The organism is Pseudomonas sp. V88_4 (assembly GCF_029967985.1).
In the GTDB taxonomy this organism is placed as follows: Bacteria; Pseudomonadota; Gammaproteobacteria; order Pseudomonadales; family Pseudomonadaceae; genus Aquipseudomonas; species Aquipseudomonas glycinae.
On record NZ_JASCAF010000040.1, the window covers coordinates 336,102 to 362,569 of the forward strand.

Below are 26,468 nucleotides of genomic sequence, written 5' to 3' on the forward strand. Positions count from 1 at the left end.
CAACGGCGCAGCCGGACGAATGTCAGTTCCATACCAGCAGCTCCGCAGGTGTCGGGTTGTAGGCGTTGCACGGGTTGTTCAGTTGCGGGCAGTTGGAGATCAGCACGATCACGTCCATCTCCGCGCGCAGGTCGACATACTTGCCCGGCGCGGAAATGCCGTCCTCGAAGGTCAGGCCGCCGTCGGCGGTCACGGGCACGTTCATGAAGAAATTGATGTTCGGCCCGATATCACCTTTGCTCAGGCGCCCGTCGTGGGCGCAGGCGCGCAGGTAGTTGTCGCGGCAGCTGTGCATGTAGCGTTTTTCCAGGGCGTAGCGCACGGTGTTGCTCTCTTGCGCGCAGGCGCCGCCGAGGGTGTCGTGGCGGCCGCAGGTGTCGGCGATGATCGTCAGCATCGGTTTGCCGAGATTGGAATACAACACGCTGCCGGTGCTCAGGTACACGCTGTTCTGCCGGCGCAATGTGCGTTGCACGTCGTAGCGTTCACGGGGATTGGCGAGGCTGTAGAACAGCGTATCGACCGCCTGATTGCCTTCCAGGTCGAGGATGCGCAGGGTCTGGCCGGCCTTGACCTCCATCAGCCAGGGTTCGCCGGCGGGAATGGTGGCGCGGTACACCGCAGTGTCGGGTTGTTTTTGCGAAGTGGCGATTGCAACTGACATGGCGACGATCCTCAGGCGAACAAGCGGTCGGTGTTGATAAAGCCGCGCTCGTTCTCCGGGCGCGAGGTACGGCAGTGCTCGGCGACGCTCGGGTCGGCGTTCATCCAGCTCAGCTTCAGCGGTTTAGGCGCGTATTCAGGTGAGGGATCCATCGGGTGTTGCAGGGCGGTGAGGACGACGAGGGTGTCCATCGGGGCGTACAGCTCGATGTAATCGCCGGCCTTCGAATGGCCTTCGACGAAATGGAAGCGCCCGGCTTCATCGACGTTCACGCGGCTGAACAGGTTGAGGGTCATCAGCAGGTCGGACAGGCCCAGGCCCCACTTGCCCAGTTCCACCAGCAGGTTGTCGGTGCCGTTGCGAAAGAAGCCGTTGCGCAGTTCCTGATAGCGGCCCTGGCCGTATTTTTCGGCGACCTCTTCAGCGCACAGCACGCCGCCGAGGCTGTCGCTCCAGCCACAAGTGTCTGCGGTGATTGCCGCCAGCACCCGGCCCATGTCCGAGTACAGGCAGTGGCCGGTGGTGAGCTTGGCGGTGTGTTGGCACTTGAGGCTGTCGGGCAGGTTCAGGCGCTCGGTTTTCTCGTTGGCGTTGAGCAGGGTCAGGCTGACGTTGGCGCCGCCGCGCAGGTCGGTCAGGCGCAGTAGCTGGCCGCGTTTCAGGACGAAGGAACGGTGGCCGCCGCCGGGCAGGGTTTCTTCGGCGAAGGGGGGAAACAGTTGGGTCGAATCAGTCATGGGAGCAGTCCTCTCAGGCAATACGAAGCGTGCCGGCCAGCTCGGCGGGCAGGGCGTCGACGGCGGCGCGTTGGGCGCGGCGGTCGCTGTTCAAAGGGATGTCGTAGGTGATGCGGGCGCCATAGGCGCCGGGGGCGTGCGGGTCGAGGCGGACCTTGTCGAACACCAGCAAACGGGTGCCGAGGCTGAAACCTTCGGACAGGTCGTGGGTGACCATGAACACCGTCAGTTGCGTCTCGCGCCACAGCTCCAGCAGCAGGGCGTGCATGTCCTTGCGGATGCCCGGATCGAGCGCACCGAACGGTTCGTCGAGCAGCAACACGCGCGGTTTCATGATCAACGCCTGGGCGATCGCCAGCCGCTGTTGCATGCCGCCGGACAGTTGCGCCGGGTACTTGTCCAGCGCATGGCCGAGGCCGACTTTGTGCAGCAGCGCCGAGGCCTGTTCGCGGGCGTCCCGTTTGGCGCTGCCGAACAGACGACCGAGCAGTGGCGCCCGGGGCAGTTCGAGGCCGAGGGCGACGTTGTCCAGTACGCTCAGGTGCGGGAACACCGAGTAGCGCTGGAACACCACGCCACGGCTGGCATCCGGTTCGTGGGCGAGTGGCTGGCCGTCGAGCAGAATCTCACCGCGACTGGCGGTTTCCTGGCCGAGCAGCAGGCGCAGGAAGGTCGACTTGCCGCAGCCCGAGGCACCGACCAGCGTGCAGAACTCGCCCTCGTTGACGTTGAGGTTCAAGCCTTCCAGCACCACTTGGTCGGCGTATTGCTGCCAGACGTTTTTCACCGTGATGAAGCTCATTTGGCGGCCCCCTCATACCAGGGGAATGCCCGACGGGTCAGGTATTTGAGGCCCCAATCCATCAGCCAGGCGAGCAGGGTGATCCACACCACGTACGGCAGGATCACGTCCATCGCCAGGTAGCGGCGCACGAGGAAAATCCGGTAGCCCAGACCGTCGGTGGAAGCGATGGCTTCGGCGGCGATCAGGAACAGCCACGCCGAACCGAGCATCAGCCGCAGTGAAATCAGCAGGCGTGGCAACAGTTGTGGCAGCACCACGCGCAGCATCAGGGTCCAGGTCGAGGCGCCGAGGGTCTGGGCCTTGATCAGCAGTTCGACGGGGATGTCCCGGGCGCGCTGTTCCAAATCACGGGCCAGGGCCGGGGTGATGCCGATCACGATCAGCATCACTTTCGACAACTCGCCGAGGCCGAAGACGATGAACAGGATCGGCAGGATCGCCAGTGGCGGCACCATCGACAGCACCGTCAGCAATGGCGAGAGCGGCGCGCCGAACAGCGGCAGGGTGCCGGCGGCCATGCCCAGGCATAACCCGGCCAGTGCGGCGATACCGAGACCGATGGCCAGGCGTTGCAGGCTGGATGCTGTGTCCTGCCAGAGCAGGTACTCACCGGTGCGACTGTCGGCATTGAACGCCAGGCGTTTCACCGCATCGGTCATCTGCACCGCGCTGGGCAGCAGTTTGTCGTTGGGGTTTTCCGCCAGGCGCTCGGCCGAGCCCATGAAGTAGGCGAACAGCACCAGAGCGAACGGCAGGATCACCAGCAACAGGCGACTCGGGCGATCCGGGTGGCGATTGATCAGGCGCATGGCCAAATCCTCCGTGGCTTACAGCTTGGCGTCAGCGGCCATCTGCACGTAGGTCGGATCGAAACGCAGCTTGAGGTTACCGGTGTCGCCGCTGGTCACGCCGTTGGCGAACGCCATGCCGACGGCACTGGTGTCCTTGGCGCCTTCACCGAGCAAACCGTGCTGGAACGAAAACTCGGCGACCCTGCGCATGGTTTCCGGCAGTTGCTTGCTGGTGGCGAACGCCAGGGCTTCTTTCGGTGTGGCGAACAGTTTGGTGGTGTCCAGTTGCGCCTGGAATCCGGCCAGATCGGTGCCCGAGGCTTTGGCCATGTGCTCCAGCGCGGCTTTGCTCGCCGCGTTCTTGGCGTTCATCAACTCGACCACTTCGAACCACGCGCCGGTCAGCGCCTTGCCCAAGGCCGGGTTGTCTTTGAGGGTGGCGCTGTTGACCACCATCATGTCCATGATTTCGCCGGGGATCTGGCTGGAGTTGAAGACTTCGGTCACACCGGGTTTGGCCTTGATGTCCGAAAGCATCGGGTTCCAGGTGGTGACGGCGTTGACCTGCTCGGTGTTGAAGGCGGCGGAAATGTCGGCGTCGGAGGTGTTGACCACTTTCAGGTCTTTCTCGGTCAGGTCCACCGAGTCCAGCGCGCGGGCCAGCAGGTAATGCGAGACCGACAGTTCGACCAGGTTGACATCCATGCCCTTGAGGTCGGCAACTTTTTTGCCTTCGCCCTTGAGGACGATGCCGTCATTGCCGTTGGAGAAATCGCTGACGATCAGCGCAGTGCTGTCGACGCCACCGGCGGCCGGAATGGTCAGGGCATCCATGTTGGTCATGGTGCAGCCGTCGAACTGGCCGGCGGTGTACTGGTTGATCGACTCGACGTAATCGTTGAGTTGCACGACATCAATCTTGATCCCGTACTTCTTCGCCCATTTGTCGACGATGCCCTGGCTGCCGGCGTATTCCCATGGCATCCAGCCGGCATAGATCGTCCAGCAGACACTGAAGTGGTCTTTCTGCGCGGCGGGGGATTGAGTGCTGATGAGCGCGGCGAACGCGGCGGCGAGCAGGGCGGGCAAACGTAGTCGGGACATGGTGGCTTCTCCAGTTGATCGAGGGCGGACAGGAAGGCAACGCGGCACCGCGAACGGTGGCTTGTCTCCCGGGCTTTTGTCCCGCCGTGTAACCTCAACTGGAGGTCGCCAACTCTCGGACCAGCCACTCGCAGATGCGAGCCGGAACCCTAGTCAGCCATTGCAAATTGTGGTGCCGCGAACCTGTGATGACTCCTGCACGGGTTTGTTAAAGCGAGAGGCGTGCCAAGTCGAGGCGGGCCCTCTGGAACAGGGGGCATGGCGTTGCTGCAGGTGGCGGGTTCGGTGTAAACGCTTTGTGTTGGTGCGCGCTTGCACCGTCATGCAGCGTCCGGTGCCGCTGATCCGATGCCCGTGAGGGTTGGGCACTCGCTGCCGGTCCGCCAGTCAAATCTGTTGTCAGCCGGTCTGTGCCGACTGCTGTCACAGGTCTTTCAGGAGGCCGCCATGCGTATTTCAAAATTGCTGCGTCGGGTGCTGCTGGGAGCAGTGCTCGGTCTAGGGCTGTCCGGTTGTTACTACTACGCCGGCGGCTACGATGTTTACTCCACGCCCTATTACTATCCCGGCTATTACTCGCCCTATTACTACGGTGGTTATTACGGTCCGCGTTACTACGGTGGCGCCCGTTATTACTACGGTGGCCATGGCTATGGGGGCGGTTACGGGCGCGGTTATCACGGCGGCGGATATCACGGTGGGCACCATTAATCAGCGGCTGAATGACGGCGTTTCTGCATGAACAAGGTTTCATCAATCACTTGTTTCAAGTTGTTACAGGAACGCACCAGATGCTGAAAACGCTGTCTGATTTTTCGTCAGTCGCCGAATGAAAGACTGACGCCTGCCAGCGTCGCTGGTGTGGCTACCCGCGGTCCAGGAGGCCGCCATGTATCGCCGAATTCTTCTGTTTACCGTGATGCTTTTTTCCCTTGGCGGGTGCGTCCCTTATTCCTACGGAGATGGCTACTACAGCTCAGAGGTCTACACATCGCAGGCACCTTCGTATTACAGCGGTGGCACCTACTACAGCGGCGGCAGCACGTACTACTCGGCGCCGCGCTACTACCAGCCAGCACCGCGCTATTACCAACCGGCGCCCCGTTATTATTCAGCGCCCCGTTACTATCAACCGGCTCCGCGCTACTACGAAAGCCGTCGCTGGCACGACCATGATCGCGGACGCTGGGACGACCACCGTCGCGGTGGCTGGGATGACCGCCGGGGTCGTGGCAATTACGACCGTCACAGTGGACGTGGCGATTACGGCCGACACGGTAACCGCTGGTAACACCCCGCAAAAAAAGCGGCGCATTGAGCGCCGCTTTTTTTGTGCCTGTTTTTTTGCAATGTGTGTATCGCACCATCTCCTAGGAGGTTCTCGGAACCCTCCTACAGTTTTATTTCTGGGCATTTGTTAGCGTTTGTATGCACATGTTGATGTTGAAAAACTTCAATTTCATGGAGGTGTATAAGCGCGGGATATTGCTCGGATATGAATCTTCTTATCATTCATCAGAATTTTCCCGGTCAGTTTCGTCATGTGGCGTTGGAAGCATTGCGCAGGCGTCTGGGCGTCATTGCAATTGGACGCGATACAGCGCCAGGTATTGCCGGGGTGAAGTTATTTCGATATCGACCATCAAGGAAGATGACTAATGACGCTCACGACTATTTGCATAGATATCAAGAGGCTGTTTCGGACGGGCAACAAGTTCAAAGAATATTGAAGAAGCTCAGCCATGCAGGCTTTCAGCCTGATGTAGTTCTCGCTCATCCTGGGTGGGGTGAATCGCTATTCGTCAAAGATGTGTATCCCGACGTGCCTCTGGTTCATTTCTGTGAGTACTATTATCGAGCGCGTGAAGCAGACTCTGGTTTCGATCCCGAGTTCCCCTGTGCGATGGACGCGTCTTCAAGGCTTAGAGTCTTGAATTCGATGCATCTTCTGAATGTTGAGCAGTGTGATGCCGGGATTGCACCTACACAATGGCAGCGCGGTCTTTTTCCGAAAACATATCAGTCTAAAATTCGCGTCATTCACGAAGGCATTGTTCAATTTGCCGAATCAGAAAAGGTCGAGTCTGTAACGCTGCCGAGTGGGCGCGTGATAAAAGCAGGTCAGCCTATCGTGACTTATGTCGCCAGAAACCTCGAACCTTACCGAGGCTTTCATAGTTTTATGAGATCCATTCCCTATATTCAGGAAAAGTGCCCGAGCGCGCAGGTCATTGTAGTGGGTGGGGATGGTGTCAGTTATGGGCGGATGCCCATTGGATACCGGAACTGGCGAAGCAAGATGGTCACGGAGGTGGATGTTGATATTTCCAATGTTCACTTTGTTGGGAAGTTGCCTTATCAAACATACAGGTCGGTTCTGAGTCTTTCAAAGGCTCACGTGTATTTGACATATCCGTTTGTTTTGTCTTGGTCTCTGTTGGAAGCAATGGCGTCTGGCTGTGTTGTCGTCGGCTCAGATACAGCTCCCGTACGGGAAGTTATCGAGAGTGGAGTCAACGGAATACTTGTGGATTTTTTTGACACTGAAGAAATCGCCACGGCAGTGTGCAGGGTTTTAACGTCTTTCGGTGGCTTTGAATCTATGAAGGACGCGGCGAGGTTGAAGGCAAGCGAATTCGATGTGGTTAAAGGAGTGAATGGCTACTTCGAAGTGTTCAAGGAGTTGGTGGGGTGAGTTGTTTCGAGTGACGTGATTGATCATTTTAAAATGGAGATTTGAAATGCTGAAGATGTCTCGCAGGGAAGTTTTTCGTCAGTGCAGACGGGCGATTAAATATGGACTGTTGCTAGCGATCTGTTATTGGATGGTTGATTTCTATATCCGGTGGGAAGAGGCTGCAGAAAGGCGGGCGATTTATCAGAAAAAACAGGGGGAGTGCAGCAGGAAACTGGCGGGCATGGAGCAGGTCCCTATCCTTGGCGGCAGTCTGCTGGACCGGACAAGGATTCCCGGGTTCCATTTTGGATCGACATTAAGGAGCGACGGTTCCTGTATTGCCGATCTTCTTGATGGGTCATTCTGGTGGACGGGAAAAGAACTGGTTCCTGTGTATGAAACTCTTGGGGTAGAACCACCCAGCAGCTGGACGCATTTCCACGTTACCGCCAGGCTTTTCACAAGGAGGGATACCACGGCACCGCACAACATGGGCGGGCGGCATGTGAATTGGCCGGATGAACTGATTGTTAAGCTGAAAAATTATCCAGGCCTGGAACTTTGGCTTACCGCGCCTCCACCCAGTATCAAAAATGAATTCTCTGTTCGACTTTTTGTTATGCAAGACTGGCGCCGACGTGATGGAACACCACGGAAGATAAATTGTAATGGTCTAAATTCGCCCGATTCTAAAGCTTCGGCCAGTGGTTTGAGTAAAGCATATCTTTTGAAAATGAATAAGGAGCAGTTGGAGAATTTGGAGTTTGGGAGTTTGCGTGCGTATTGTACGGTCGAGTTGCACCATTTCGACTTTGCAGGTGGGGATGCTCGTATACATTTGGGTACCGAGGGTTTGCGGGGTGCTCCAGAAGCGCTTAAAGCTGTTAGTGACTATCTTTCACATTCAATTATTACAGGGAAGTAAATATGAGTTATATATTCAGTGATTTGGAAAAGTCGAAAATTTTGCAGGCTGCAAATGTTTGTGAGGGAATGAAATTCAATGTCGAGGAGGAAGAGTATTTTGCGATGGCAGTGGAGGGGCGAAACTGCGCTTTACTTTATCGCACATTGTCGAATATTTTGGGTGAGAAGTTTTTAGACGGTTCTGCGTTCGATGATAACGTAATGGGCATTTTTAAAGATGCCAAACTCTGGCTCGATGTGGCAATTGATGCAAATGGCGGGGTGGGCGCTTACTCTGCGTTGATCCGAGCCTACACCATGCGAGAGGGGGAGTTGAGGTTAAATAAAAAAATCAGCGATTCGAAGATGCAAGAGTCATCTAATAAGGTGGCTGTCAATCTCATGAATACGCTGATAAAAGGCTCCGTTGAACATGATTTGGCTCCATGGACTGTGCCCTCCATAAGCCAAATTGCAGAAATCGATGCGAGCGCGATTGGTGAAGTATTATTTCGTGGAGATGTTGGTGACATTGATACGGCTACCAGTCGTAATGCGGGATGGTCTGGAACAATCGGCTTTAGCCTGCTGGGTGGAGAAAGACCCTATGAAACCTGGCGATTGATCTCCGCCGGTGACCCGGATTCCCATATAAAAGGGAATCATGGTCTTGCCAGGTTCAACAGGCTAGATGACCTAAAGAATATTCTGTTTGCCGTGGATTCATACGGTATAGCCTTGCAGGCAGTGATCAAAAACTTTGGGTTGAATATGGTCGAAAGCCTGTTCTCAGTCCTGCCTGAACAGATAAATATCGCTCTTGCCAGTGGCAGCATCAATCCGCTTATTCAGCACGTGGTGAAAGGTACGCCCATTTCACCTATTGTCAGCCTGATATTGCGATATAACCTGAATGACTTCTTTGACATGCTCAGGCGGACATACGACGGAAATTTGGCCGCCACGCCTACCACCGATGAAACCTTCGCCTCCAACGCTTACACATTTTTCTCCGCATTTTCTCCGTCTCAATCTCAAAGCATCGTTACCAGAACCATTGGCGAGTATGGCAGCGCCAGCGACTGGGCCAGGTTGGCCGCCCAGGCAACGCCCATCGGCGCCGCGTTACGCAATTCCCTCAAGCAACTAAGCGAAATCGTGATTGAGCGAGCCGACGGTTTTTCCGGACGCGAACTGGAGCTTTACGATCCCGAAACGGGGGAGGGCTTCATCACTGAGCAGTGGCTTGCCGATCGCTCTGAAATGCTGGCCCGGCTGATTTCCCGAACCAATGGATCGTTCGGTCGAAATACTGTCCAGACCTTTTCCTATTCGGATTTGGCTTCGGGCAAACAGGCCCCGATGACCACAGGTGTCTCAAACCCTCTGGTCATGTTTGGTGATGATGGCGGACGATCATTTGGTGGCGGAACGAATACCGATCATCTTTACGGCGGTGGCGGCAACGATTCAATCAGCGGACTTTCCGGTAATGATTTTATCCAGGGGGCTCGCGGTAACGACTTTTTGAGTGGAGGCGATGGGAATGACGCGTTGCACGGGATGGTTGGTGATGATGTTTTGGTGGGTGGAAAGGGCAACGACTCTCTGATTGGAGGGGCGGGTAACGATCGGTATGAGTTCTCCAGCGGAGATGGAATAGACGAGATTATCGAGGCGGACGTTGATGGCGCGTTGCTGATAAATGGAGTTGCTATCCCGCCTCTCGAACGCAGTGCTCCGCTCAGCAATATCTGGCTTACGGAGGATCGAGCCATCAGCTTGACGCTCATTGAAGATCTGGCTGAAACCACGCTGAACATTAAATACGGACTGAGTGATCTCATCGTCATAAAGAACTTTAAGCCGGGGATGCTCGGCATTGATCTTCCTGATTACCAGGACCAGGCGTTCCCCGCTCCCGATCTGGTCCTTCAAGGCGACTGGAAAGTCAAAGATTCCGACCCGGATGTTCGTGGGGATCAGCCTTCCTATGATGAGTTGGGCAACGCCTTGCTTTTGCCCAATGTTAAACAGAGGAACAAAGCCGACCTGCTCTACGGATCACCGAAAGATGACCTCATCGTTGGTCTTGGCGGGTCTGATCGATTGTTCGGCAAAGAAGGCAACGATCGTTTATTCGGCGACAAGCAGTCGTCTCTTGAAAAAGCCTTTGCCGATGCAACAAAAGGAAAGGCCAGCCGTGGCGACTGGCTGGATGGTGGGCAGGGTGATGACCTGCTTGTCGGCACTGCCTCGCGAGACGTGCTGCTCGGCGGCAACGGTCGAGACACGCTGATTGGAGGAGCAGGTGATGACAATTTGTCCGGTGATCAAACAACCGGAGCACATGAGCACAATTGGACAATCAAGCGCATCGACGTTCCACTCAGTGATGGCGTCATCAGCATGCGTAGCGTCTTTGACAAATTTTCATTAAATAGTCCCACCGAGGGTAGTGACGACATCCTCTATGGGCAGGGTGGCCGAGATTTTATTATCGGTGGCTGGGGAGATGACCTGCTCGATGGCGGAAGTGACGACGACACGCTGTGCGGCGAAGAGGGTAATGACACGCTGGCTGGCGGGAGTGGCAATGACACATTGCTGGGAGACAACCTGGATTGGGGTGGCGGTCTCGACAGTTGCCATCATGGCGACGATTTGTTGGCGGGTGGCAGTGGCGATGACTCCCTTGCCGGAAACGGTGGTAGCGACGTGTTGTACGGCGGCAGCGGCAATGATGTGCTGAAAGGTGATGACGAGGTGCTGCGAGGCGTTTCGGGCGATGCCGTAGACTTTTTCGGAAGTGATTTTCTGGATGGCGGTGAGGGACATGACACCCTTTGGGGCGGCGGTGCCGGTGATTCGCTTTTCGGTGGCGGTGGGAATGACGAATTGGTCGGTGATTACCATGAACACCCGATTCGTTATCACGGTGATGACTATCTTGATGGCAATACGGGTGACGACACACTCCGTGGCTTGGGCGGCTCCGACACACTGATAGGCGGATCAGGCGCCGACGCTCTGGATGGCGATGAGCCCAACTTGAAAGCGGGCGGAACCAACGATGACCACATTCAAGGTAATTCAGGAAACGATACGCTTTGGGGAGGTTTGGGCGCCGATACGCTTTTGGGCGGTGCCGATGATGATTTTTTGATGGGGGATTACGAGCAAGCATCCGAAGCAGAACATGGCGCTGATTATCTTGATGGCGGTTCAGGCAACGACACTTTGCTGGGCGGTGGCGGAAACGACACGCTGGTTGGCGGGGAGGGAGTCGATTATTTACTTGGCGGCCCTGGCGATAACGAATTTGAAGGTGGTGCCGGCAACGATTATCTGGAAGGGATGCAGGGTAACGATGTTTTCTACTTCGGAGTGGGCGATGGACTGGATGTTGTTGCCGATACAGGTGGCAACAATGTCGTGAGTTTTGGCGGTGGATTTTCTGCTGAGAACTTGCAGGCCGAGATCGTCAGTCTTGATGCGGGCACAGCGTTGCGGCTGTCGAATGGTACTGGTGACATTCTTCTGATTCGTCACCATGAAAATTGGGCAAGTTCTACGTTCCGGTTCAGCGATGGTGTGATCCTGAGTTTCCAGGATGTAATCAAATTAACGGTGCAACCGGTAGATGTAACGGATCCGTCCGCGACAATTGCTAGGGTGCCCGATGCCGGAAAAATTCAGGACATGGAGAGTGAGATCGTGGCAGTCGTCCAGACACTGCCCGATGACTTAGCCGCCTCTACTGAGAGGGAAGGTAGTGAAACCAGTCGTCACATCGACTGGGATAGTCTTTTTCTTTCGGAACTGAAAGCAAAGCGCTCAGCGGACAGGCAGGCATCAGGATTTGCACTGAACGATCAGGGTGTTTGGGTAAGAAATCATATTGCTACCGACGAAAGTGGCTATGCCATCAGCGCCGACCTGATCCATGAGGACGTTGAAGCCGGAGTCTTTTCCAATACACCTGAGTGGATGGGGGCGATTGCCGCAGACGCCGTGGTGAGTGAAAGGCAGTCAATCTCTGCAACGAAAACCACGTTCAAGTATGTAAAAGCTGAAGCTGCGCAATTACCGAAACAGAAGCCCAAATATTACCCCTCCGGCTCCAGTTATTCGGGGTTCTCGTTCAACTTGGGTGATGCTGTAGTCGAAGATATAGACCACTCGGGCGCCATTAAGGGGTGGTACGTGTACCCCGCTGGCAGTTTTGAAAATCATGAAACTGTTCGTAAAGCGTTTCGCTGGAGCTCTACTACCCAAACGATCAAGCATAAAGTTGTTCATGGTAATGACGCTGGCGGCAGGGTAAATCTCGAAGTGGGAAATCTCTTTCATGGCGGTGCAGGAGATGACCTGGTGGTTAGCTATGCTGGTTCAGTGCTTGAGTACGGCGGGGTGAACCACAGGATCCCAGGCGCATTTTTATCAGCTGGCGCAGGCAACGACACACTGCTCGGTTCCGCGGGGGCCGATTATTTGATCAGTGGATCGGGAGAAGATTGGCTTTACGGCGAAAACGGTCCCGACACTTACATAGTTGAAGCGCATGATGGCGCAACCACCATTATTGCCGACGTGCTTAACCTCTTTTTTTTGCGTCCTGAGGTTGGAGCCTCTGGGTGGCATGAAGAGTTTGGGGGGCTTGATATTGATACAGTCGTTCTTCCGGAAGAGGCGAAACCAGATAAGTTGAAGCTAACCTGGGGCGCTGTATTGGTTGAGACGGTAAATATCGAACTTTCACCCGCCCCACCACGTAACGCTCATCGTCAACCGCCTCGGGCCCAGATGTTGTACACGACACTCGATATCGAATGGGGCGGAACTCAAAAAGTACGAATCGTTTTGCCCAATCCGAATGACATCGGTGGTTCCGGAATTGAACGGGTGAGGTTTTCTGACGGATCGAGCATCAGTTTTAAAGATCTCGTCAGCCGATTAGGCATTGCCCCCGATACTTATCATCACGGCATCACCGTTCAGGACGCTGCTCAGGTTAAGTCCTTTCGAGAGAACCGTTTTCTACCGCTCGTGGGCGGTCGCGGTAATGACACCCTCAGAGGCGCTGGTGAAATAAGAGGGATGCAAGGGGATGATCTGCTCGGCGGTGGCTCAGGCGATGACGTGCTTTACGGTGGGCCGGGCAATGACACCTTGTCCGGTGGCGGGGGCAATGATGTGTATAAATATGATGGTCTCGGACGAGATCTGGTAGTCAATGCCGGTGGCGGAACTGACGGTATAGACTTTTCGGAGGTCGGACTGTCGATTGATCAACTCAAGTTTCACCGTGAACGGGATGATCTCGTCATCGTAGTGAGTTATGGCATGTCTCCAAAGATTCGTGTCTCCCAACACTTTTCAGGAGGCGGTGCCGCTATCAGCTTCATCAGCGTTCAAGGAAAAGAGGGAGCAGTTAAGAATTACACGGCGAACCAGCTCGCTGAGCTTTTGCACCCTCTACCTCCCTTACGGGACGTAGAGGATATCTTGCCGAGAAATGATGAAGAGGCGTTGCGGGCATTGAAGGAAATAATCGCGTTTTACGCGTTGAATGTTTGATCGCAGATAGTTTCGCAACGGGCTCAAACTTCCCGCGACAGAGCTCAAGAGACTGCCATCGCGGGCAATGATCGGTTTTAGTATTGCGACAGATCCGCCAACGGATGCCGCCCCTCCCAGACCTTGTGAAAGTGCGCCTCGACCACCGCGTCCGGCACCCGGGCGATGTCCGGCCAGTGCCAGTGCGGTTTGTGATCCTTGTCGATAAGCCGCGCCCGGACTCCTTCGCTGAACTCCGGATGTCGGCAGCAATTGAGGCTCAGGGTGTATTCCATCTGAAAGACTTCGGCCAGCGACATGTGGCGCGCGCGGATGAGCTGTTCCCAGACCAGATGCGCGGTAAGCGGCGAACCTTCACTCATGGTTTTCGCCGCACGGGCAATCAACAGATCGCTGCTGTCGCGATGCAGGCTGATGGCTTTCCAGGCGCAGACCACGTCGCTGACATCCAGCCATTCATCGATCTGCTGCCGACGCGGCAGCCATTGCGCCTCCGGCATCTGCGCCACGGCTTCCTGCTGCAGCGCCTTGAGCAGGCTGTTGAGCTGCATGGCGGTCTGTTCCTGCCAGTTCAACTGCAACAAACCGTCGATCAGTTCCTGCTGCTGTTCGTCGAGCAGGAAACGGTCGGCCAGATCCAGATCGATCGCATCGCGGCCATTCATGTGCGCGCCGGTCAAGCCAAGGAATAAGCCGAGTTTGCCGGGCAGGCGCGACAGAAACCAACTGGCGCCGACATCCGGATACAGGCCGATGCTGATTTCCGGCATCGCCAGACGACTGCTCGGCGTGACGATCCGGATGCTCCCACCTTGCAGCAGGCCCATGCCGCCGCCGAGTACATAACCATGACCCCAACAGATCAACGGTTTCGGATAGGTGTGGAGGCTGTAGTCCAGGTGGTATTCCGCGTTGAAAAACTGGGCGGCCAGCGGCGGCACCTCGCCGGGATGCGCTCGGCAGGCTTCCACCAGGCTGCGCACTTCGCCGCCGGCGCAGAAGGCCTTGGCGCCATTGCCGCGCAGCAGCACGCAGACGATTTGCGGATCCTTGGCCCAGGCGTTCAGTTTGTCGCTCAGGGCGTGGATCATCGGCAGGGACAGCGCATTGAGCGACTTTTCGGCATCCAGCGTGGCCACGCCGATGCGTGCGCCGTCGGTGCCGGTAAGTTCTTCGAAGTGCAGATTCATCGTGACCTCGATCAGGAATTTGAACGATCAGTATGATCGCTGTGTGGGAAAGTGCCGGATCTGCGTCAGATCAATTGACAAGCGTGGTCGGCTTTCCTAGGGTTCGCCCCATTGTTTTTGCCGGGTATGACCATGACTGCTGACGACCGTATCAAACTCGAACCGAGCTGGAAGGAGGCACTGCGTGCCGAATTCGACCAGCCCTACATGGCAGAGTTGCGCACTTTTCTGCAGCAGGAGCGGGCGGCCGGCAAGGAAATCTATCCGCCGGGTCCGATGATCTTCAACGCGCTGAACTCGACGCCGCTGGACAAGGTGAAAGTGGTCATTCTCGGCCAGGACCCGTACCACGGCCCGGGCCAGGCCCACGGCTTGTGCTTCTCGGTGCAACCGGGCGTGCCGGCGCCACCGTCGCTGGTCAACATCTATAAAGAGCTGAAGCGCGACCTGAACATCGACATCCCCAACCACGGGTATCTGCAGAGCTGGGCCGATCAGGGTGTGCTGATGCTCAACACCACCATGACCGTCGAGCGTGCCAACGCCAACGCGCACAAGGACAAGGGCTGGCAGTTCTTCACAGACCGGATCATTGAGGTGGTCAGCCAGAAACAACCGCATCTGGTGTTCATGCTGTGGGGCGCCCATGCGCAGAGCAAGCAGAAGCTGATCGATGCCACCAAGCATCTGGTGCTGACCTCGGTGCATCCGTCGCCGCTGTCGGCTTATCGCGGTTTCCTTGGTTGCGGGCATTTCAGCCGCACCAACAAATTCCTGGAGCAGAACGGCGAAGCGCCGATCGAGTGGCGCCTGCCGTCGGTGGTCTGATGCTCAGGGCTGGCGGTTCCAGTATTTGAACAGCGGTTCCGCCAGAAACAGTACGAACAACAACCGCATCACCTGCATTGCCGTCACCAGCGGCACCGACAGTTGCAGGGTCTCTGCCGTCAGGCTCATCTCTGCGATCCCGCCGGGCATCATGCCCAACGTCAGCGAGCGCAGGTCGAGCTGGGTCAGCGCACTCAATCCCAACGCCGCCAGTGTCGCGATCAACATGGTCAGTGCCGTGCCGATCAATGTGCGTCCCATGAACGATGGTGCGCGGCGGAAGAACTGACGGTTGAAGTGACAGCCTAGACCGCTGCCGATCAACCACTGACCAATCTGGCTGCCGCCATTGGGCAAACCGATGTGCAGATCCCAACCGATGCTCACCGCTGCGCTGACCAGCAGCGGGCCGAACAGCCAAGGGTTGGGTTGACGCAAACGTTGCCAGAGCCAGGCGAGCAAGCCGCCCGCCGGAAAAAGAATCGCCAGCCAGCGCCAATCGACGCTGCCGGCGTGTGAAATCGGGGTGCCGTCACCCAGCAGATATTTGAACGCCGCCGGTACACACAACACCACCACCAACACCCGCAGACTCTGCCCCGCCGCGACATGGCTGAGCAGTGCGCCGTTGCGGGCGCCGAGGTTGACCATCTCGCCGGAGCCGCCGGGCATGCTGGAGAAAAACGCTGTGGCGCGATCCTCGCCGGTACGGCGCATCAGCCACACGCCGACCACCGCCGACAGGCTGGTGACCATCGCGCCGAAGAAGATCAGGCCGAAGTGGCTGAGGACCTGCTCCATCACCAGTGGGGTGAAGTGCAGGCCGATACCGATGCCGACGATCCACTGGCCGCACTTGCGGCCGCCAGGGATTTCGGTCAATTGCCACGGAGTCAGGCAGCGCACCAGGATGATCGCCAGCAACGAGCCGACCATCCACGGTAGCGGCCAGCCGATCTGGCTGGCGATGAAACCGCCAAGCAGACCGACCAGCGGGGTTCCCCACCAGGTTTTGAGGGAGAGCCGATCAGACATCGGCAATGGCGCGTTGCGCGGCCGAGCGTTTGCGCCAGATGCGCAGCAGCGGCATCAGCAACATGATCGCGGTCAGCACCCAGACGCCGAAGGTGATCGGGCTCGACCAGAGAATCTCCAGCGCACCGTTGGAAATCGACAGCGCCCGGCGCAGGTTCTGCTCCATCAGGCCGCCGAGGATGAACCCCAGCAACACTGGCGACAGTGGGAAGTCCAGTTTGCGCAGGATGTAGCCGAAGATGCCGATGCCGACCATCAGGAACAGGTCGAATGTGGTCGCGTGCACGGCGTACACGCCGATCCCGGTGATGATCGCGATTACCGGCACCAGTGCCCAGTTCGGCACGGCGAGGATGCGGGTGAAGATGCGGATCATCGGGATGTTCAGGATCACCAGCATGATGTTGGCGATGAACAGCGAAGCGATAAGGCCCCAGACGATGTCCGGCTGTTGCTGGAACAGCAGCGGGCCGGGGGTGATGTTGTACAGCGACAGGGCGCCGATCATCACCGCTGTGGTACCCGAACCCGGAACACCGAGGGTCAGCATCGGCACCAGCGCGCCGCAAGCGGAGGCACCGATGGCGGTTTCCGGCGCAGCGAGACCGCGGGCGTCGCCCTGGCCAAACTTGCCGCTGGCACCGGCGATGCGTTTCTCGGTCATGTAGGCCACGGCACTGGCGAGGGTCGCACCGGCACCCGGCAACACGCCCATGATGAAACCGAGCAGGCCGCAACGGATGTTCACCACGAACACCGACGCCGCTTCCTTGAAGTTGAACATCATCCGCCCGGTGGCTTTCACCGCTTCCTGGCCGCGGTGGGTTTTCTCCAGCAGCAGAAGGATTTCGCTGACCGAGAACAGACCCAGTACCAGCACCACGAACTGAATGCCGTCAGTCAGGTGAATGTTGTCGCCTGTGAAACGGTACACGCCGCTGTTGGCGTCGATGCCGACGCTGGACAGGAACAGACCGATCAACGCCGCGATAAAGGTTTTCACCGGCCGGTCACCGGCCATGCCGCCGAGACAGACAATCGCGAACACCATCAGTACGAAATATTCCGCGGGTCCGAAGGCAATCGCCCATTTCGCCAGCAGCGGGGCGAACAGCACCATCCCGCAGGTGGCGATGAAGGCGCCGATGAACGAACTCCATGCCGACAACGACAACGCCACGCCGGCCAGGCCTTTGCGGGCCATCGGGTAACCGTCGAGGGTGGTCATCACGGTGGAGGCTTCGCCCGGAATGTTCAGCAGGATCGAGCTGATCCGGCCGCCGTATTCGCAGCCCAGATAGACCGCCGCCAGCAGGATCAGGGCCGATTCCGGCGGCAGTCCGAGGGCGAACGCGATCGGGATCAGCAGCGCCACACCATTGATCGGGCCCAGGCCCGGCAACAAGCCGACCACGGTGCCGATCAGCGTGCCGGTCAGGGCGGTGACCAGGTTGTACGGACTCAGCGCGACGCCGAAGCCCTGACCCAAATAACCGAGAGTATCCATATCAGTTCTCCAGAACGTCGAGCAGGCCGAGGGGCAGCGGTACGTCCATCACGCGGTCGAACAGCACGTACAGACCGATCGCCATCAGCGTTGTGACGATGACGCTCGGTAACCAGCGCCCGCCATACAGGCGCGCCATCGGAATGCCGATCAGAATGCTGCTGAGAATGAAGCCCAGCGGCTCGAACAGGCCGGCAAACACCAGCAGCAGGGCGATGCAGATCGCGATCTTGGTCAGGGTTTCGCGATCCAGCGGCGGCTCGTCATCGCTGTGTTTGATCGGCGCCGGGCGAAACACCATGTACAGCAGCGCCAGGCTCATCAGACCCAGCATCAACAGAGGGAAGGCCCGAGGACCGACCGGTTCGTAGGAAAAAGCCGCCTGATACGGCCACGCCATCAGCGCCAGGCCGGCACAGGCCAGCAACAGCACCGAGGCAAAAATGCGTTGAATAAGCATGAGGGAACTCCTGCCATGGCCCCGCTGAAAGGGCCATGGACGCTAGACCGAGACGATCACTGAATCAGGCCGAACTCTTTGGCCAGCACCTTGTAGTCCGCCACCTGTTTCTTGACGTAGGTGTCCAGCTCGGGACCGGTCATGGCGAACGGGAAGAGTTCACGCTGATCGCGCAGCTTGGCGAAGTCTTCCGAGGCCAGCAGTTTGTCGAAGGAGTCTTTCCACCAGGCGTAGTCTTCATCGCTGACTTTTGGCCCGAGGTAGAAGCCGCGCACCACCGGCCAGACGATGTCGTAGCCTTGTTCACGCGCGGTAGGAATGTCCTTCATTTCCGGCTCATCCAGGCGTTTTTCGGCAAACACGGCCAGCAGGCGCATGTCACCACTCTGGATATGCGGCATGGAGTCGGAGATGTCGGTACTGCCGACCTGAATGTGGCCGCCGAGCAGGGCGGTGGCGATCTCGCCGCCCCCTTCGAGGGCGACGTAGCGCAGGTCGCGCGGGTTGATCCCGGCGGCTTTGGCGATCAGCGCAGTCTGCATCCAGTCCTGGCTGCCGACGGTACCGCCGGAGCCGATGACCACGGAGCTCGGATCTTTCTTCAGCGCCTGCACGAGATCATCGAGGGTTTTGTAGGGCGAATCGCTTTTCACCGCGATGGCGCCGTAGCTGGTGCCGACCGCCGCCAGCCAGCGTACGTTGGTTTCATCGAACCGACCGAACTTGCCCTGAGCCAGGTTGAGCAGCGAGCCGCTGGACCACGCCACCAGCGTGCCGGCATCGGCGGGGCGCTGCGCCACGACGGCGTTGTACGCCACCGCGCCGACACCGCCGGGCATGTAGGTCACGCGCATCGGTTTGGTCAGCAGTTTTTCGTTGACCAGCGCGCTTTGCGCCAGTTTGCAGGTCAGGTCGAAACCGCCGCCGGGGGAGGCGGGGGCAATGCATTCCGGACGTTTCGGTTCGGCCATCAGTTGGCCGGCGAACAGCACGCAACCGGCGGCGAGGGCGAAACGGCGCAGGGATCGGTTCATGAGTGTCTCCACTGGAGTTGTTGTTTTTGGGGATATTTCAGGTGCGGCAGTTTCGCGCGCGCAGGCTATCAGGCTCAGACCCGGACGGGTTGAACGCCGCGCAGCCGAGGATGGCGCTGACAAGCGAAAACGGGGAAATTCGAGAGGAAGAATGAAACGGGTCAACCTGAAGCTGTGTCGACAGCATGGTGCAGTACCTCGTTATTGTTCTTATTGGCGAAAACGCATCGAGGCGTTTTTCGAGAGCTACGTTTTGAAGCTACGGTGCAAGGACAAGCAAAATGGCGAAGGTCGGCAGTCGGGACCTTCGGTGAAACGACTCTAACGGCCCAACCTTTCGCTAACCTTTCAGTATTCTTTCGCGTGTTTTCGGGCTTCACAGTGGCGGTTGCGGCTGTAAACTCCGCCGCAAAGAATGGCGCCGACCATCCCTGAATGAGGTAGAGATCCATGCGTGTCCTGCTCGTCGAAGACCATTTGCCGCTGGCTGAAAGCGTCGCTCAGGCGCTCAAGAGCACCGGTCTGACCGTGGACGTTTTGCACGACGGCGTGGCTGCCGACCTGGCCTTGGGCAGCGAGGAATACGCGGTGGCGATTCTCGATGTCGGCCTGCCGCGCATGGACGGATTTGAAGTGCTGGCGCGTCTGCGGGCCCGGGGCAAGAACCTGCCGGTGCTGATGTTGACGGCCCGCAGCGACGTCAAGGATCGGGTCCACGGGCTCAATCTCGGCGCCGACGATTACCTGGCCAAGCCGTTCGAACTTACTGAGCTCGAAGCGCGGGTCAAGGCGTTGCTGCGCCGCAGCGTGCTCGGCGGCGAACGCCAGCAGCGTTGTGGTGTGCTGGCCTATGACCTCGACACCCGGCGCTTCACCCTCGGCGATGAATTGCTGACGCTGACCTCCCGCGAACAGGCAGTGCTCGAAGCGCTGATTGCCCGTCCGGGGCGGGTGATGAGCAAGGAACAACTGGCTGCGCAGGTGTTCGGTCTCGACGAAGAGGCCAGCCCCGACGCCATCGAAATCTACGTGCATCGCCTGCGCAAGAAGCTCGACGGCCATTCGGTGGCCATCGTGACCTTCCGCGGTCTGGGCTATTTGCTGGAAAGCCGCGATGCATAAGCCCAGCAGCCTGCGCTGGCGGTTGCTGTGGAACCTCGCGTTGCTGCTGGTGGTGTTGATGCTCGCCAGCGGATTGAGCGCGTACTGGAACGGTCGCGAGGCCGCCGACACCGCCTATGACCGCACGCTGCTGGCCTCGGCGCGGACCATCGCCGCCGGTCTGTCGCAGCGCGATGGCAGTCTCAGTGCCGACGTGCCGTATGTGGCGCTCGATACGTTTGCTTACGACAGCGCAGGTCGTATCTATTACCAGGTCAACGACATCAACCAGAAGTTGATTTCCGGCTATGAAAATCTGCCGGGCCCGCCGCCAGGCACGCCGAGAACCGACAGCTATCCCGCCCTCGCGCGCTTTTACGACGCGAAATATCAGGGGCAGAACGTACGAGTGGTGAGTCTGCTCAAGGCAGTCAGTGAGCCGAACATGAACGGCATGGCGGAAATCCGCGTCGCCGAAACTGACGAGGCGCGTGTCAGCATGGCTCGCAGTCTGGCCGCCGATACCTTGCTGCGATTGGGCATGCTGGCGATTGGCGCGTTGTTGCTGGTGTGGTTTGCGGTGAGTGCTGCGCTACGGCCGATCGAACGTCTGCGCACGGCAGTGGAAGAGCGCCAACCTGACGACTTGCGTCCGTTGCCGCTGGTGGAAGTCCAGCATGAGTTGTCGCCGCTGGTGCGTGCGCTCAACCATTTCACCGAACGCCTGCGTGGCCAGTTCGAGCGACAGGCGCAATTTATCGCCGATGCGGCCCATGAACTGCGCACCCCACTGGCAGCGCTCAAGGCGCGTCTTGAACTGGGCTTGCGCTCGAACGAGCCGCAGACCTGGCGCGACACACTGGAATCCTCGGCACAAAGCACGGATCGCCTGACCCATCTGGCCAATCAGTTGTTGTCGCTGGCGCGGGTGGAAAATGGCGCCCGGGCGATCGCCGAGGGCGGGGCGCAGTTGCTCGATCTGAGTCAGTTGGCCCGCGAACTGGGCATGGCCATGGCGCCACTGGCTCACGCTCGTGGCGTGGCGTTGGCGCTGGAAGCGGACGAGCCGGTGTGGCTGCGCGGCGAGCCGACATTGCTCAACGAGTTGCTGAGCAATCTGGTGGACAACGCGCTGGCGCACACGCCGCCGGGTGGCAACGTGATTCTGCGGGTCACGGCGCCGGCGGTGCTGGAGGTTGAAGACGATGGGCCGGGCATTCCGCTGGAAGAGCGGGATCGGGTGTTCGAACGTTTTTACCGGCGTAACCAGCAGGTGGCCGGTTCCGGGCTGGGGTTGGCGATTGTCGGGGAAATCTGCCGCGCGCATCTGGCGCAGATCAGCCTGCACGATGGTGAGCAGGCGGGTTTGAAGGTGCGGGTGAGCTTTATCGCCAGTTGATCAGTAGAACATCGACCGCGATTCTTCCAGATCGGCGCACAGCGCCTTGTTCTCCGGGTCGATGCCGAGCTTGCGGAATGCCGGCACGCTGAACGGATCGATGCGGGCCAGCGGGTGATCGGTGTCCTTGTGGCAATACAGGCTGGCCACTTGCACGATGTCGACGTAATCGATCTGCTGCGATTCGCGCTTGAGGTCCTGATACAGCCCCGGCAATTCCACCAGACGCTCCGGAAACTCCCAGACCCGCAGCAATTTGTCGCCGAGCAACGGGTGAATGTGATCGATCACATGGTTGAGGCTGACCGGATCGGACAGCAATTCGTAGTGATCTTCGGCATAGGTCAGGATCGGCAGCACGCCGATCTGATGAACCAGTCCGCCGAGCGCGGCCTGATCGGGCTTGAGCTGGGTATACCGACGGCACAGGGCGTAGCTGACTCCGGCGATTTCCAGGCTTTTGCGCCAGACTTCGCGCATCTTCTGTTCGACCACGTCGGAACGGGCGTGAAAGATCTGCTCCATCACCAGACCGATCGCCAGGTTGCTGCTGTAATTGACGCCGAGCCGGGTGATGGCGGTGTGCAGGTCGGTGACTTCCTGGGTGGCGCGCAGCAGCGGGCTGTTCACCACTTTGATCAGGCGCGCCGACAGCGCCGTGTCGCGGCCGATCACTTTGCTCAGGTCGCTGACGCTGATATCCGGATCTTCAGCGGCCTTGCGAATCTGCAGGGCCACTTCCGGTAACGTTGGCAGAACCAGGTCATCGTTATCGATGGCCTCAACCAAATCCTGTTGGACCTTATCCGCCAGCTCACTCATGTCGTTTCTCTAGGGTGTTGCAACAAATGCTGCGATCAACGCTGGATTTCGCGGTCGCGATCCAGTTCGTATGGCAGGTCGAGCAAGTGCAGCGCCGGACCTTCGGCCGAGCCCAGATGCAAGTCGCCCGCTTCGGCAGCTTCGGCCTGCAACACCGCCAGCAGTTCAATATTCTTTTCGGTACGCGCGGCCAGCACCACTTCGCCGATGGAACTCCCGTGGCTCGGGGCGAACAGCGCGGTGCCGGGCTCCGGTAACTCAGCCGCGTCAAGTTGCGCGCGGTACAGGCGGCGCTTGAGTTTGCCCAGGTACTGCATGCGCGCGACGATTTCCTGGCCGGTGTAGCAGCCTTTCTTGAAGCTCACACCGCCGACGGCCTGCAGATTGAGCATCTGCGGGATGAACAGCTCGCGGGTGCTCGGCATGACCTGACCGATCCCGGCGCGGATCTGGCCCAGCAGCCATTGATTGAGTTCGGCTTCGGTCAATTGCGCGGACAGCTTGCCCTTGACGGTGTCGGCCTGATCGGCGGGCACCCAGAGTTCTGCACGGTTCGGGGAGACGCGAATCGCGATCAGCCCTTCGTGGCGGGCCACGCTGTCTGTTTCTGCCGGCAGTTCCAGACCCAGGCTGCTCAGGGCCGCATCGCCATGATCCAGACCGAAGCGCACCCAGGAGGCGCTTTCGTCGGTCAGTTTCGATTTGGAGAACACCGCGTACTTCTTCAGATCCGCCAGTTGCGGTTCCAGCAGCGCGCCGGCCATCGCCAGCAGCACGCCGTCGCCTTCGAGCACGATGCGGAAACTCGACTGCATCCGGCCTTTCTGTGTGCAACGCGCACCAAGGCTGGCCTGGGTTTCACTCAGGTAATTGATGTTGCAGGTCAGCTGGCCTTGCAGGAATTTGCCGGCATCCGCGCCGCGAACCGCGAGAACGCCTTCATGAGACAGGGTGCAGAAAAAAGCAGAATCGGCCATGGGTCATCGCAGGGTAAATAGACTGGGGCACATCATAAGGGGGTGGTGTTGAAATGGGTAGTTCATAAAGGATCGATGGCGCCCGACCAAAGCCGACTGTTCGGCCCGCTTCGGGCCTGTATACTTGCGGCCTATTTGAGGAGGGCTCCATGGTCGAACAAGTTGAACTGAATCGCCTCTTTTGGCACAGCCGTCGCGGCATGCTGGAACTCGACGTGTTGCTGGTGCCGTTCGTGAAAGAGGTCTACGCCAATCTGAACGAGGTGGATCGCGCGCTGTATGTCCGCCTGCTCGAGTGCGAGGATCAGGACATGTTCGGCTGGTTCATGGAGCGCAGCGAATCGGAAGATCCCGAGCTGCAACGCATGGTTCGCATGATTCTGGATCGTGTCCAGCCCAAGTAACACGTTCGAATGCCGCTGGCATGCCTCACGGCAGTTGCTGGCGGCGTATCTGCTGGCCCAGGCATTCGCGCTGGGTTCTCTGCTTATATTGTCGATTCCATTCTGGGCTTCTCTGCTCGGGGCATTCGCGTGTCTCGGTCATGCTGCCTGGGTGTTGCCGCGCCAGATCCTGCTGAGTCATCCCAAGGCATTTTGCCGATTGCGCCGGGACGCCGATGGCTGGCAGTTGTGGAACAAGGCCGATGGCTGGCAGGCGGTGCAATTGCGACCGGACAGCCTGGCGCTGCCATTGATTGTGGTGCTGCGCTTTCGCTTGCGCGGTGAGCGGCGGGTCAGGTCGATCTGTGTGCCGCAGGATGCGCAGGCGGCGGATCTGCACCGACGCCTGCGGGTACGCCTCAAGTTCAGCCGACGTAGGTGGGCGGCACCAGAATAGTGTCAAGTGCTTCGGGCAGCAGGTGTGGGTAGTCGAGTGTGTAATGCAGGCCCCGGCTTTCCTTGCGCTCCATGGCCGAGCGGATCATCAGTTCCGCTACTTGCGCCAGGTTGCGCAACTCTATCAGGTCGCGACTGACTTTATAGTTGCTGTAGAACTCGTCGATTTCATCCAGCAGCAAACGCACCCGATGCTGTGCCCGTTGCAGGCGCTTGTTGGTGCGCACGATACCCACGTAGTCCCACATGAATCGCCGTAATTCGTCCCAGTTGTGGGCGATGATCACGTCTTCATCGGAGTCGGTCACCTGGCTGGCGTCCCAGGCGGGCAGGGCACGCGGGATGGCGACGTCGGGCAGTTGCTCAAGAATGTCTGCTGCCGCCGAACGGGCGTAGACGAAGCATTCGAGCAGCGAGTTACTGGCCATGCGGTTGGCGCCGTGCAGACCGGTGAAGCTGGTTTCGCCGATGGCGTACAGACCGGGCACGTCGGTGCGGCCCTGTTGATCGACCATCACGCCTCCGCAGGTGTAATGCGCAGCCGGTACGACCGGAATCGGTTGCTTGGTGATGTCGATGCCGAATCCGAGGCAGCGCTCGTAGACGGTCGGGAAGTGCGATTTGATGAAGGCTTCGGGTTTGTGGCTGATGTCGAGGTAGACGCAATCGATACCCAGGCGCTTCATTTCATGGTCGATCGCACGGGCGACGATGTCTCTAGGTGCCAGTTCTGCACGTGAGTCGAAGCGTTGCATGAAGCGTTCGCCGTTCGGCAGCTTCAAATGGGCGCCTTCGCCGCGCAGGGCTTCGGTTACCAGGAAACTCTTGGCTTGCGGGTGGTAGAGGCAGGTGGGGTGGAACTGGTTGAACTCGAGGTTCGCCACTCGGCAGCCCGAGCGCCAGGCCATGGCGATGCCGTCACCACAGGCGCCGTCGGGGTTGCTTGTATATAGATAGACTTTCGCGGCGCCGCCGGACGCCAGGATCACGAAGCGTGCGCCGAAGGTATCGACTTCCCCGGTTTTGCGGTTGAGTACGTAGGCGCCGAGGCAACGTTCGCCTTCCAGCCCCAGCCTACGCTCGGTGATCAGATCGACCGCTACCCGCTGTTCGAGCAATTCGATGTTCGGGCGTTTTTTGGCTTGGGCCAGCAGGGTCGTGAATATTGCAGCGCCAGTGGCATCGGCTGCGTGGATGATCCGTCGATGGCTGTGACCGCCTTCTCGGGTCAGGTGGAATTCGAAGCCGCCGTCTTCGGTGCCGGACTGTTCGTCGCGAGTGAACGGCACGCCCTGGTCGATCAGCCACTGGATCGCCTCTTTGCTGTGCTCCACGGTGAAACGCACCGCGTCTTCATGGCACAGGCCGCCGCCAGCATTGAGGGTGTCATCGACATGGGATTCGACGGTGTCGGTGTCGTCCAGCACGGCCGCGACGCCACCCTGTGCCCAATAGGTCGAGCCGTTGGCAAGATCGCCTTTGCTCAGGACGGCGATACGCAAGTGACCGGGCAGGGTCAGCGCAAGACTCAAACCGGCAGCACCGCTGCCAATCACCAGGACATCGTGTTGAAACTGTTGGCTCATTTCAGGATTCCGCTCAAAGCGACCCGGGTCGGGGTTGGCGCAGGACAGGCGGATGGGCGAGTCGAGACAGCCACACAGCCCACTAGTATATAGAGGGGTGGGGCGGCACAATAGCCGGGCGGATATGGCATTGTGAGACTACTGCGACGGAAAAATTCTGACGCTTTGTCGGAAGTTTTTTTCAGCGACTTTGGAAAAAAGCGACTGTATCGCAGATGAAACACGCTTTTTCCGGCCCCGGTTGCACAATGTCGATGCGGCACGTCTATAAATATTTGGAACTTTTGCCAGAGGCCCAAGATCAATAGACAGTTGCCCGAAACAAGGGACAGTGTCGGCTTCAATGCGGAACCTGCGGTTGGGTTCTTGCCGGTGAGCCGATGACAAGATTATTCGCGCAGCCGGTTTATCCCGCGCTGCGTTTTT

At 58.6% G+C, this 26,468-nt stretch carries 23 protein-coding genes and 1 riboswitch; of the genes, 10 read left to right on the forward strand and 13 right to left on the reverse strand.

Annotation, left to right across the window (positions count from 1 at the left end):
• Positions 1-22: 22 nt before the first annotated feature.
• From QLG12_RS16880 to QLG12_RS16900, 5 genes are read right to left on the reverse strand one after another with little or no spacing between them, the layout of a single operon-like run.
• Positions 23-664 (reverse strand): urea amidolyase associated protein UAAP2, encoded by a 642-nt coding sequence (locus QLG12_RS16880; RefSeq protein ID WP_064383065.1) that lies wholly within the window; start codon positions 662-664, stop codon positions 23-25.
• 11 nt (positions 665-675) lie between these two features.
• On the reverse strand, positions 676-1,401 hold the full coding sequence (locus QLG12_RS16885; RefSeq protein WP_197868597.1) for an urea amidolyase associated protein UAAP1: 726 nt from the start codon (positions 1,399-1,401) through the stop codon (positions 676-678).
• A 13-nt stretch (positions 1,402-1,414) separates the two neighbouring features.
• Positions 1,415-2,203 (reverse strand): ABC transporter ATP-binding protein, encoded by a 789-nt coding sequence (locus tag QLG12_RS16890; RefSeq protein WP_108560009.1) that lies wholly within the window; start codon positions 2,201-2,203, stop codon positions 1,415-1,417.
• Positions 2,200-3,015, reverse strand: a complete 816-nt coding sequence (locus QLG12_RS16895) for an ABC transporter permease (RefSeq protein ID WP_282474940.1) — start codon at positions 3,013-3,015, stop codon at positions 2,200-2,202. The genes QLG12_RS16890 and QLG12_RS16895 overlap by 4 nt, the downstream gene beginning before the upstream one ends.
• Positions 3,016-3,033: 18 nt before the next feature.
• Positions 3,034-4,101: a putative urea ABC transporter substrate-binding protein gene (locus tag QLG12_RS16900; protein ID WP_282474941.1), complete on the reverse strand. Its 1,068-nt coding sequence runs from the start codon at positions 4,099-4,101 to the stop codon at positions 3,034-3,036.
• A 63-nt stretch (positions 4,102-4,164) separates the two neighbouring features.
• Positions 4,165-4,265: riboswitch (guanidine-I (ykkC/yxkD leader) on the reverse strand.
• A gap of 283 nt (positions 4,266-4,548) precedes the next feature.
• Between QLG12_RS16900 and QLG12_RS16905 the strand changes: the two genes are divergently transcribed.
• The 5 genes from QLG12_RS16905 to QLG12_RS16925 all read left to right on the forward strand — a co-directional run bounded on the left by QLG12_RS16905 (position 4,549) and on the right by QLG12_RS16925 (position 13,264).
• Positions 4,549-4,812: a hypothetical protein gene (locus tag QLG12_RS16905; protein ID WP_282474942.1), complete on the forward strand. Its 264-nt coding sequence runs from the start codon at positions 4,549-4,551 to the stop codon at positions 4,810-4,812.
• Positions 4,813-4,990: 178 nt separating this feature from the next.
• Entirely contained in the window at positions 4,991-5,392 is a 402-nt protein-coding gene (locus tag QLG12_RS16910; RefSeq protein ID WP_085655520.1) for a hypothetical protein, read from the forward strand.
• 204 nt (positions 5,393-5,596) lie between these two features.
• On the forward strand, positions 5,597-6,796 hold the full coding sequence (locus QLG12_RS16915) for a glycosyltransferase family 4 protein (RefSeq protein WP_282474943.1): 1,200 nt from the start codon (positions 5,597-5,599) through the stop codon (positions 6,794-6,796).
• Positions 6,797-6,842: 46 nt separating this feature from the next.
• Entirely contained in the window at positions 6,843-7,703 is an 861-nt protein-coding gene (locus QLG12_RS16920) for a hypothetical protein (RefSeq protein ID WP_282474944.1), read from the forward strand.
• A 2-nt stretch (positions 7,704-7,705) separates the two neighbouring features.
• The gene (locus QLG12_RS16925; protein WP_282474945.1) at positions 7,706-13,264 is read left to right on the forward strand and encodes a calcium-binding protein; all 5,559 of its coding nucleotides are present in this window, start codon (positions 7,706-7,708) and stop codon (positions 13,262-13,264) included.
• A 77-nt stretch (positions 13,265-13,341) separates the two neighbouring features.
• Here the strand turns inward: QLG12_RS16925 and QLG12_RS16930 are convergent, their stop codons facing one another.
• On the reverse strand, positions 13,342-14,454 hold the full coding sequence (locus QLG12_RS16930) for an enoyl-CoA hydratase/isomerase family protein (protein WP_197868590.1): 1,113 nt from the start codon (positions 14,452-14,454) through the stop codon (positions 13,342-13,344).
• Positions 14,455-14,586: 132 nt separating this feature from the next.
• Here QLG12_RS16930 and ung point away from each other — a divergent pair, with 132 nt between their 5' ends.
• A complete protein-coding gene (gene ung / locus QLG12_RS16935) occupies positions 14,587-15,282 on the forward strand; it encodes a uracil-DNA glycosylase (protein ID WP_064384152.1) in 696 nt (231 codons plus the stop codon).
• Positions 15,283-15,285: 3 nt separating this feature from the next.
• Here the strand turns inward: ung and QLG12_RS16940 are convergent, their stop codons facing one another.
• From QLG12_RS16940 to QLG12_RS16955, 4 genes are read right to left on the reverse strand one after another with little or no spacing between them, the layout of a single operon-like run.
• Positions 15,286-16,317 (reverse strand): AbrB family transcriptional regulator, encoded by a 1,032-nt coding sequence (locus QLG12_RS16940; protein ID WP_282474946.1) that lies wholly within the window; start codon positions 16,315-16,317, stop codon positions 15,286-15,288.
• Positions 16,310-17,824 (reverse strand): tripartite tricarboxylate transporter permease, encoded by a 1,515-nt coding sequence (locus QLG12_RS16945; RefSeq protein WP_197868588.1) that lies wholly within the window; start codon positions 17,822-17,824, stop codon positions 16,310-16,312. The genes QLG12_RS16940 and QLG12_RS16945 overlap by 8 nt, the downstream gene beginning before the upstream one ends.
• Before the next feature lies 1 nt (position 17,825).
• Entirely contained in the window at positions 17,826-18,284 is a 459-nt protein-coding gene (locus tag QLG12_RS16950) for a tripartite tricarboxylate transporter TctB family protein (RefSeq protein ID WP_197868587.1), read from the reverse strand.
• 56 nt (positions 18,285-18,340) lie between these two features.
• On the reverse strand, positions 18,341-19,318 hold the full coding sequence (locus QLG12_RS16955; RefSeq protein WP_011332896.1) for a tripartite tricarboxylate transporter substrate binding protein: 978 nt from the start codon (positions 19,316-19,318) through the stop codon (positions 18,341-18,343).
• A gap of 450 nt (positions 19,319-19,768) precedes the next feature.
• On the opposite strand from QLG12_RS16955, the gene QLG12_RS16960 reads away from it, so the two are divergent.
• A complete protein-coding gene (locus QLG12_RS16960) occupies positions 19,769-20,440 on the forward strand; it encodes a response regulator (protein ID WP_007957980.1) in 672 nt (223 codons plus the stop codon).
• Positions 20,433-21,818 carry a sensor histidine kinase gene (locus QLG12_RS16965; protein ID WP_064383088.1) on the forward strand — a complete coding sequence of 462 codons (1,386 nt, stop codon included), beginning with the start codon at positions 20,433-20,435 and terminating at the stop codon, positions 21,816-21,818. Before QLG12_RS16960 ends, QLG12_RS16965 begins: the two co-directional genes overlap by 8 nt.
• Here the strand turns inward: QLG12_RS16965 and QLG12_RS16970 are convergent, their stop codons facing one another.
• Both QLG12_RS16970 and QLG12_RS16975 read right to left on the reverse strand, forming a co-directional pair.
• Positions 21,819-22,640 carry an HDOD domain-containing protein gene (locus QLG12_RS16970; RefSeq protein WP_039772686.1) on the reverse strand — a complete coding sequence of 274 codons (822 nt, stop codon included), beginning with the start codon at positions 22,638-22,640 and terminating at the stop codon, positions 21,819-21,821.
• A gap of 35 nt (positions 22,641-22,675) precedes the next feature.
• Positions 22,676-23,617, reverse strand: coding sequence for a folate-binding protein YgfZ (locus tag QLG12_RS16975; RefSeq protein ID WP_197868586.1), 942 nt, complete (start codon positions 23,615-23,617; stop codon positions 22,676-22,678).
• 149 nt (positions 23,618-23,766) lie between these two features.
• On the opposite strand from QLG12_RS16975, the gene QLG12_RS16980 reads away from it, so the two are divergent.
• Positions 23,767-24,021: a succinate dehydrogenase assembly factor 2 gene (locus QLG12_RS16980; protein ID WP_007957989.1), complete on the forward strand. Its 255-nt coding sequence runs from the start codon at positions 23,767-23,769 to the stop codon at positions 24,019-24,021.
• Positions 24,005-24,457, forward strand: a complete 453-nt coding sequence (locus QLG12_RS16985; protein WP_236195335.1) for a protein YgfX — start codon at positions 24,005-24,007, stop codon at positions 24,455-24,457. Before QLG12_RS16980 ends, QLG12_RS16985 begins: the two co-directional genes overlap by 17 nt.
• Here the strand turns inward: QLG12_RS16985 and nadB are convergent.
• Positions 24,426-26,042 carry an L-aspartate oxidase gene (gene nadB / locus QLG12_RS16990; RefSeq protein ID WP_282474947.1) on the reverse strand — a complete coding sequence of 539 codons (1,617 nt, stop codon included), beginning with the start codon at positions 26,040-26,042 and terminating at the stop codon, positions 24,426-24,428. The genes QLG12_RS16985 and nadB overlap by 32 nt on opposite strands.
• Positions 26,043-26,468 lie beyond the last annotated feature (426 nt).

Excerpts from the sequence above, each read along its gene's own strand:
- QLG12_RS16980 (WP_007957989.1), top strand. The coding sequence starts at position 23,767 with ATGGTCGAACAAGTTGAACTGAATCGCCTCTTTTGGCACAGCCGTCGC.
- QLG12_RS16895 (WP_282474940.1), bottom strand. The coding sequence starts at position 3,015 with ATGCGCCTGATCAATCGCCACCCGGATCGCCCGAGTCGCCTGTTGCTG.
- QLG12_RS16970 (WP_039772686.1), bottom strand. The coding sequence starts at position 22,640 with ATGAGTGAGCTGGCGGATAAGGTCCAACAGGATTTGGTTGAGGCCATC.
- ung (WP_064384152.1), top strand. The coding sequence starts at position 14,587 with ATGACTGCTGACGACCGTATCAAACTCGAACCGAGCTGGAAGGAGGCA.
- QLG12_RS16890 (WP_108560009.1), bottom strand. The coding sequence starts at position 2,203 with ATGAGCTTCATCACGGTGAAAAACGTCTGGCAGCAATACGCCGACCAA.
- QLG12_RS16885 (WP_197868597.1), bottom strand. The coding sequence starts at position 1,401 with ATGACTGATTCGACCCAACTGTTTCCCCCCTTCGCCGAAGAAACCCTG.
- QLG12_RS16975 (WP_197868586.1), bottom strand. The coding sequence starts at position 23,617 with ATGGCCGATTCTGCTTTTTTCTGCACCCTGTCTCATGAAGGCGTTCTC.
- QLG12_RS16925 (WP_282474945.1), top strand. The coding sequence starts at position 7,706 with ATGAGTTATATATTCAGTGATTTGGAAAAGTCGAAAATTTTGCAGGCT.
- QLG12_RS16940 (WP_282474946.1), bottom strand. The coding sequence starts at position 16,317 with ATGTCTGATCGGCTCTCCCTCAAAACCTGGTGGGGAACCCCGCTGGTC.
- QLG12_RS16955 (WP_011332896.1), bottom strand. The coding sequence starts at position 19,318 with ATGAACCGATCCCTGCGCCGTTTCGCCCTCGCCGCCGGTTGCGTGCTG.
- QLG12_RS16910 (WP_085655520.1), top strand. The coding sequence starts at position 4,991 with ATGTATCGCCGAATTCTTCTGTTTACCGTGATGCTTTTTTCCCTTGGC.
- QLG12_RS16930 (WP_197868590.1), bottom strand. The coding sequence starts at position 14,454 with ATGAATCTGCACTTCGAAGAACTTACCGGCACCGACGGCGCACGCATC.
- QLG12_RS16900 (WP_282474941.1), bottom strand. The coding sequence starts at position 4,101 with ATGTCCCGACTACGTTTGCCCGCCCTGCTCGCCGCCGCGTTCGCCGCG.
- QLG12_RS16905 (WP_282474942.1), top strand. The coding sequence starts at position 4,549 with ATGCGTATTTCAAAATTGCTGCGTCGGGTGCTGCTGGGAGCAGTGCTC.
- QLG12_RS16965 (WP_064383088.1), top strand. The coding sequence starts at position 20,433 with ATGCATAAGCCCAGCAGCCTGCGCTGGCGGTTGCTGTGGAACCTCGCG.
- QLG12_RS16880 (WP_064383065.1), bottom strand. The coding sequence starts at position 664 with ATGTCAGTTGCAATCGCCACTTCGCAAAAACAACCCGACACTGCGGTG.
- QLG12_RS16915 (WP_282474943.1), top strand. The coding sequence starts at position 5,597 with ATGAATCTTCTTATCATTCATCAGAATTTTCCCGGTCAGTTTCGTCAT.
- QLG12_RS16945 (WP_197868588.1), bottom strand. The coding sequence starts at position 17,824 with ATGGATACTCTCGGTTATTTGGGTCAGGGCTTCGGCGTCGCGCTGAGT.
- QLG12_RS16960 (WP_007957980.1), top strand. The coding sequence starts at position 19,769 with ATGCGTGTCCTGCTCGTCGAAGACCATTTGCCGCTGGCTGAAAGCGTC.
- QLG12_RS16920 (WP_282474944.1), top strand. The coding sequence starts at position 6,843 with ATGCTGAAGATGTCTCGCAGGGAAGTTTTTCGTCAGTGCAGACGGGCG.
- nadB (WP_282474947.1), bottom strand. The coding sequence starts at position 26,042 with ATGAGCCAACAGTTTCAACACGATGTCCTGGTGATTGGCAGCGGTGCT.
- QLG12_RS16950 (WP_197868587.1), bottom strand. The coding sequence starts at position 18,284 with ATGCTTATTCAACGCATTTTTGCCTCGGTGCTGTTGCTGGCCTGTGCC.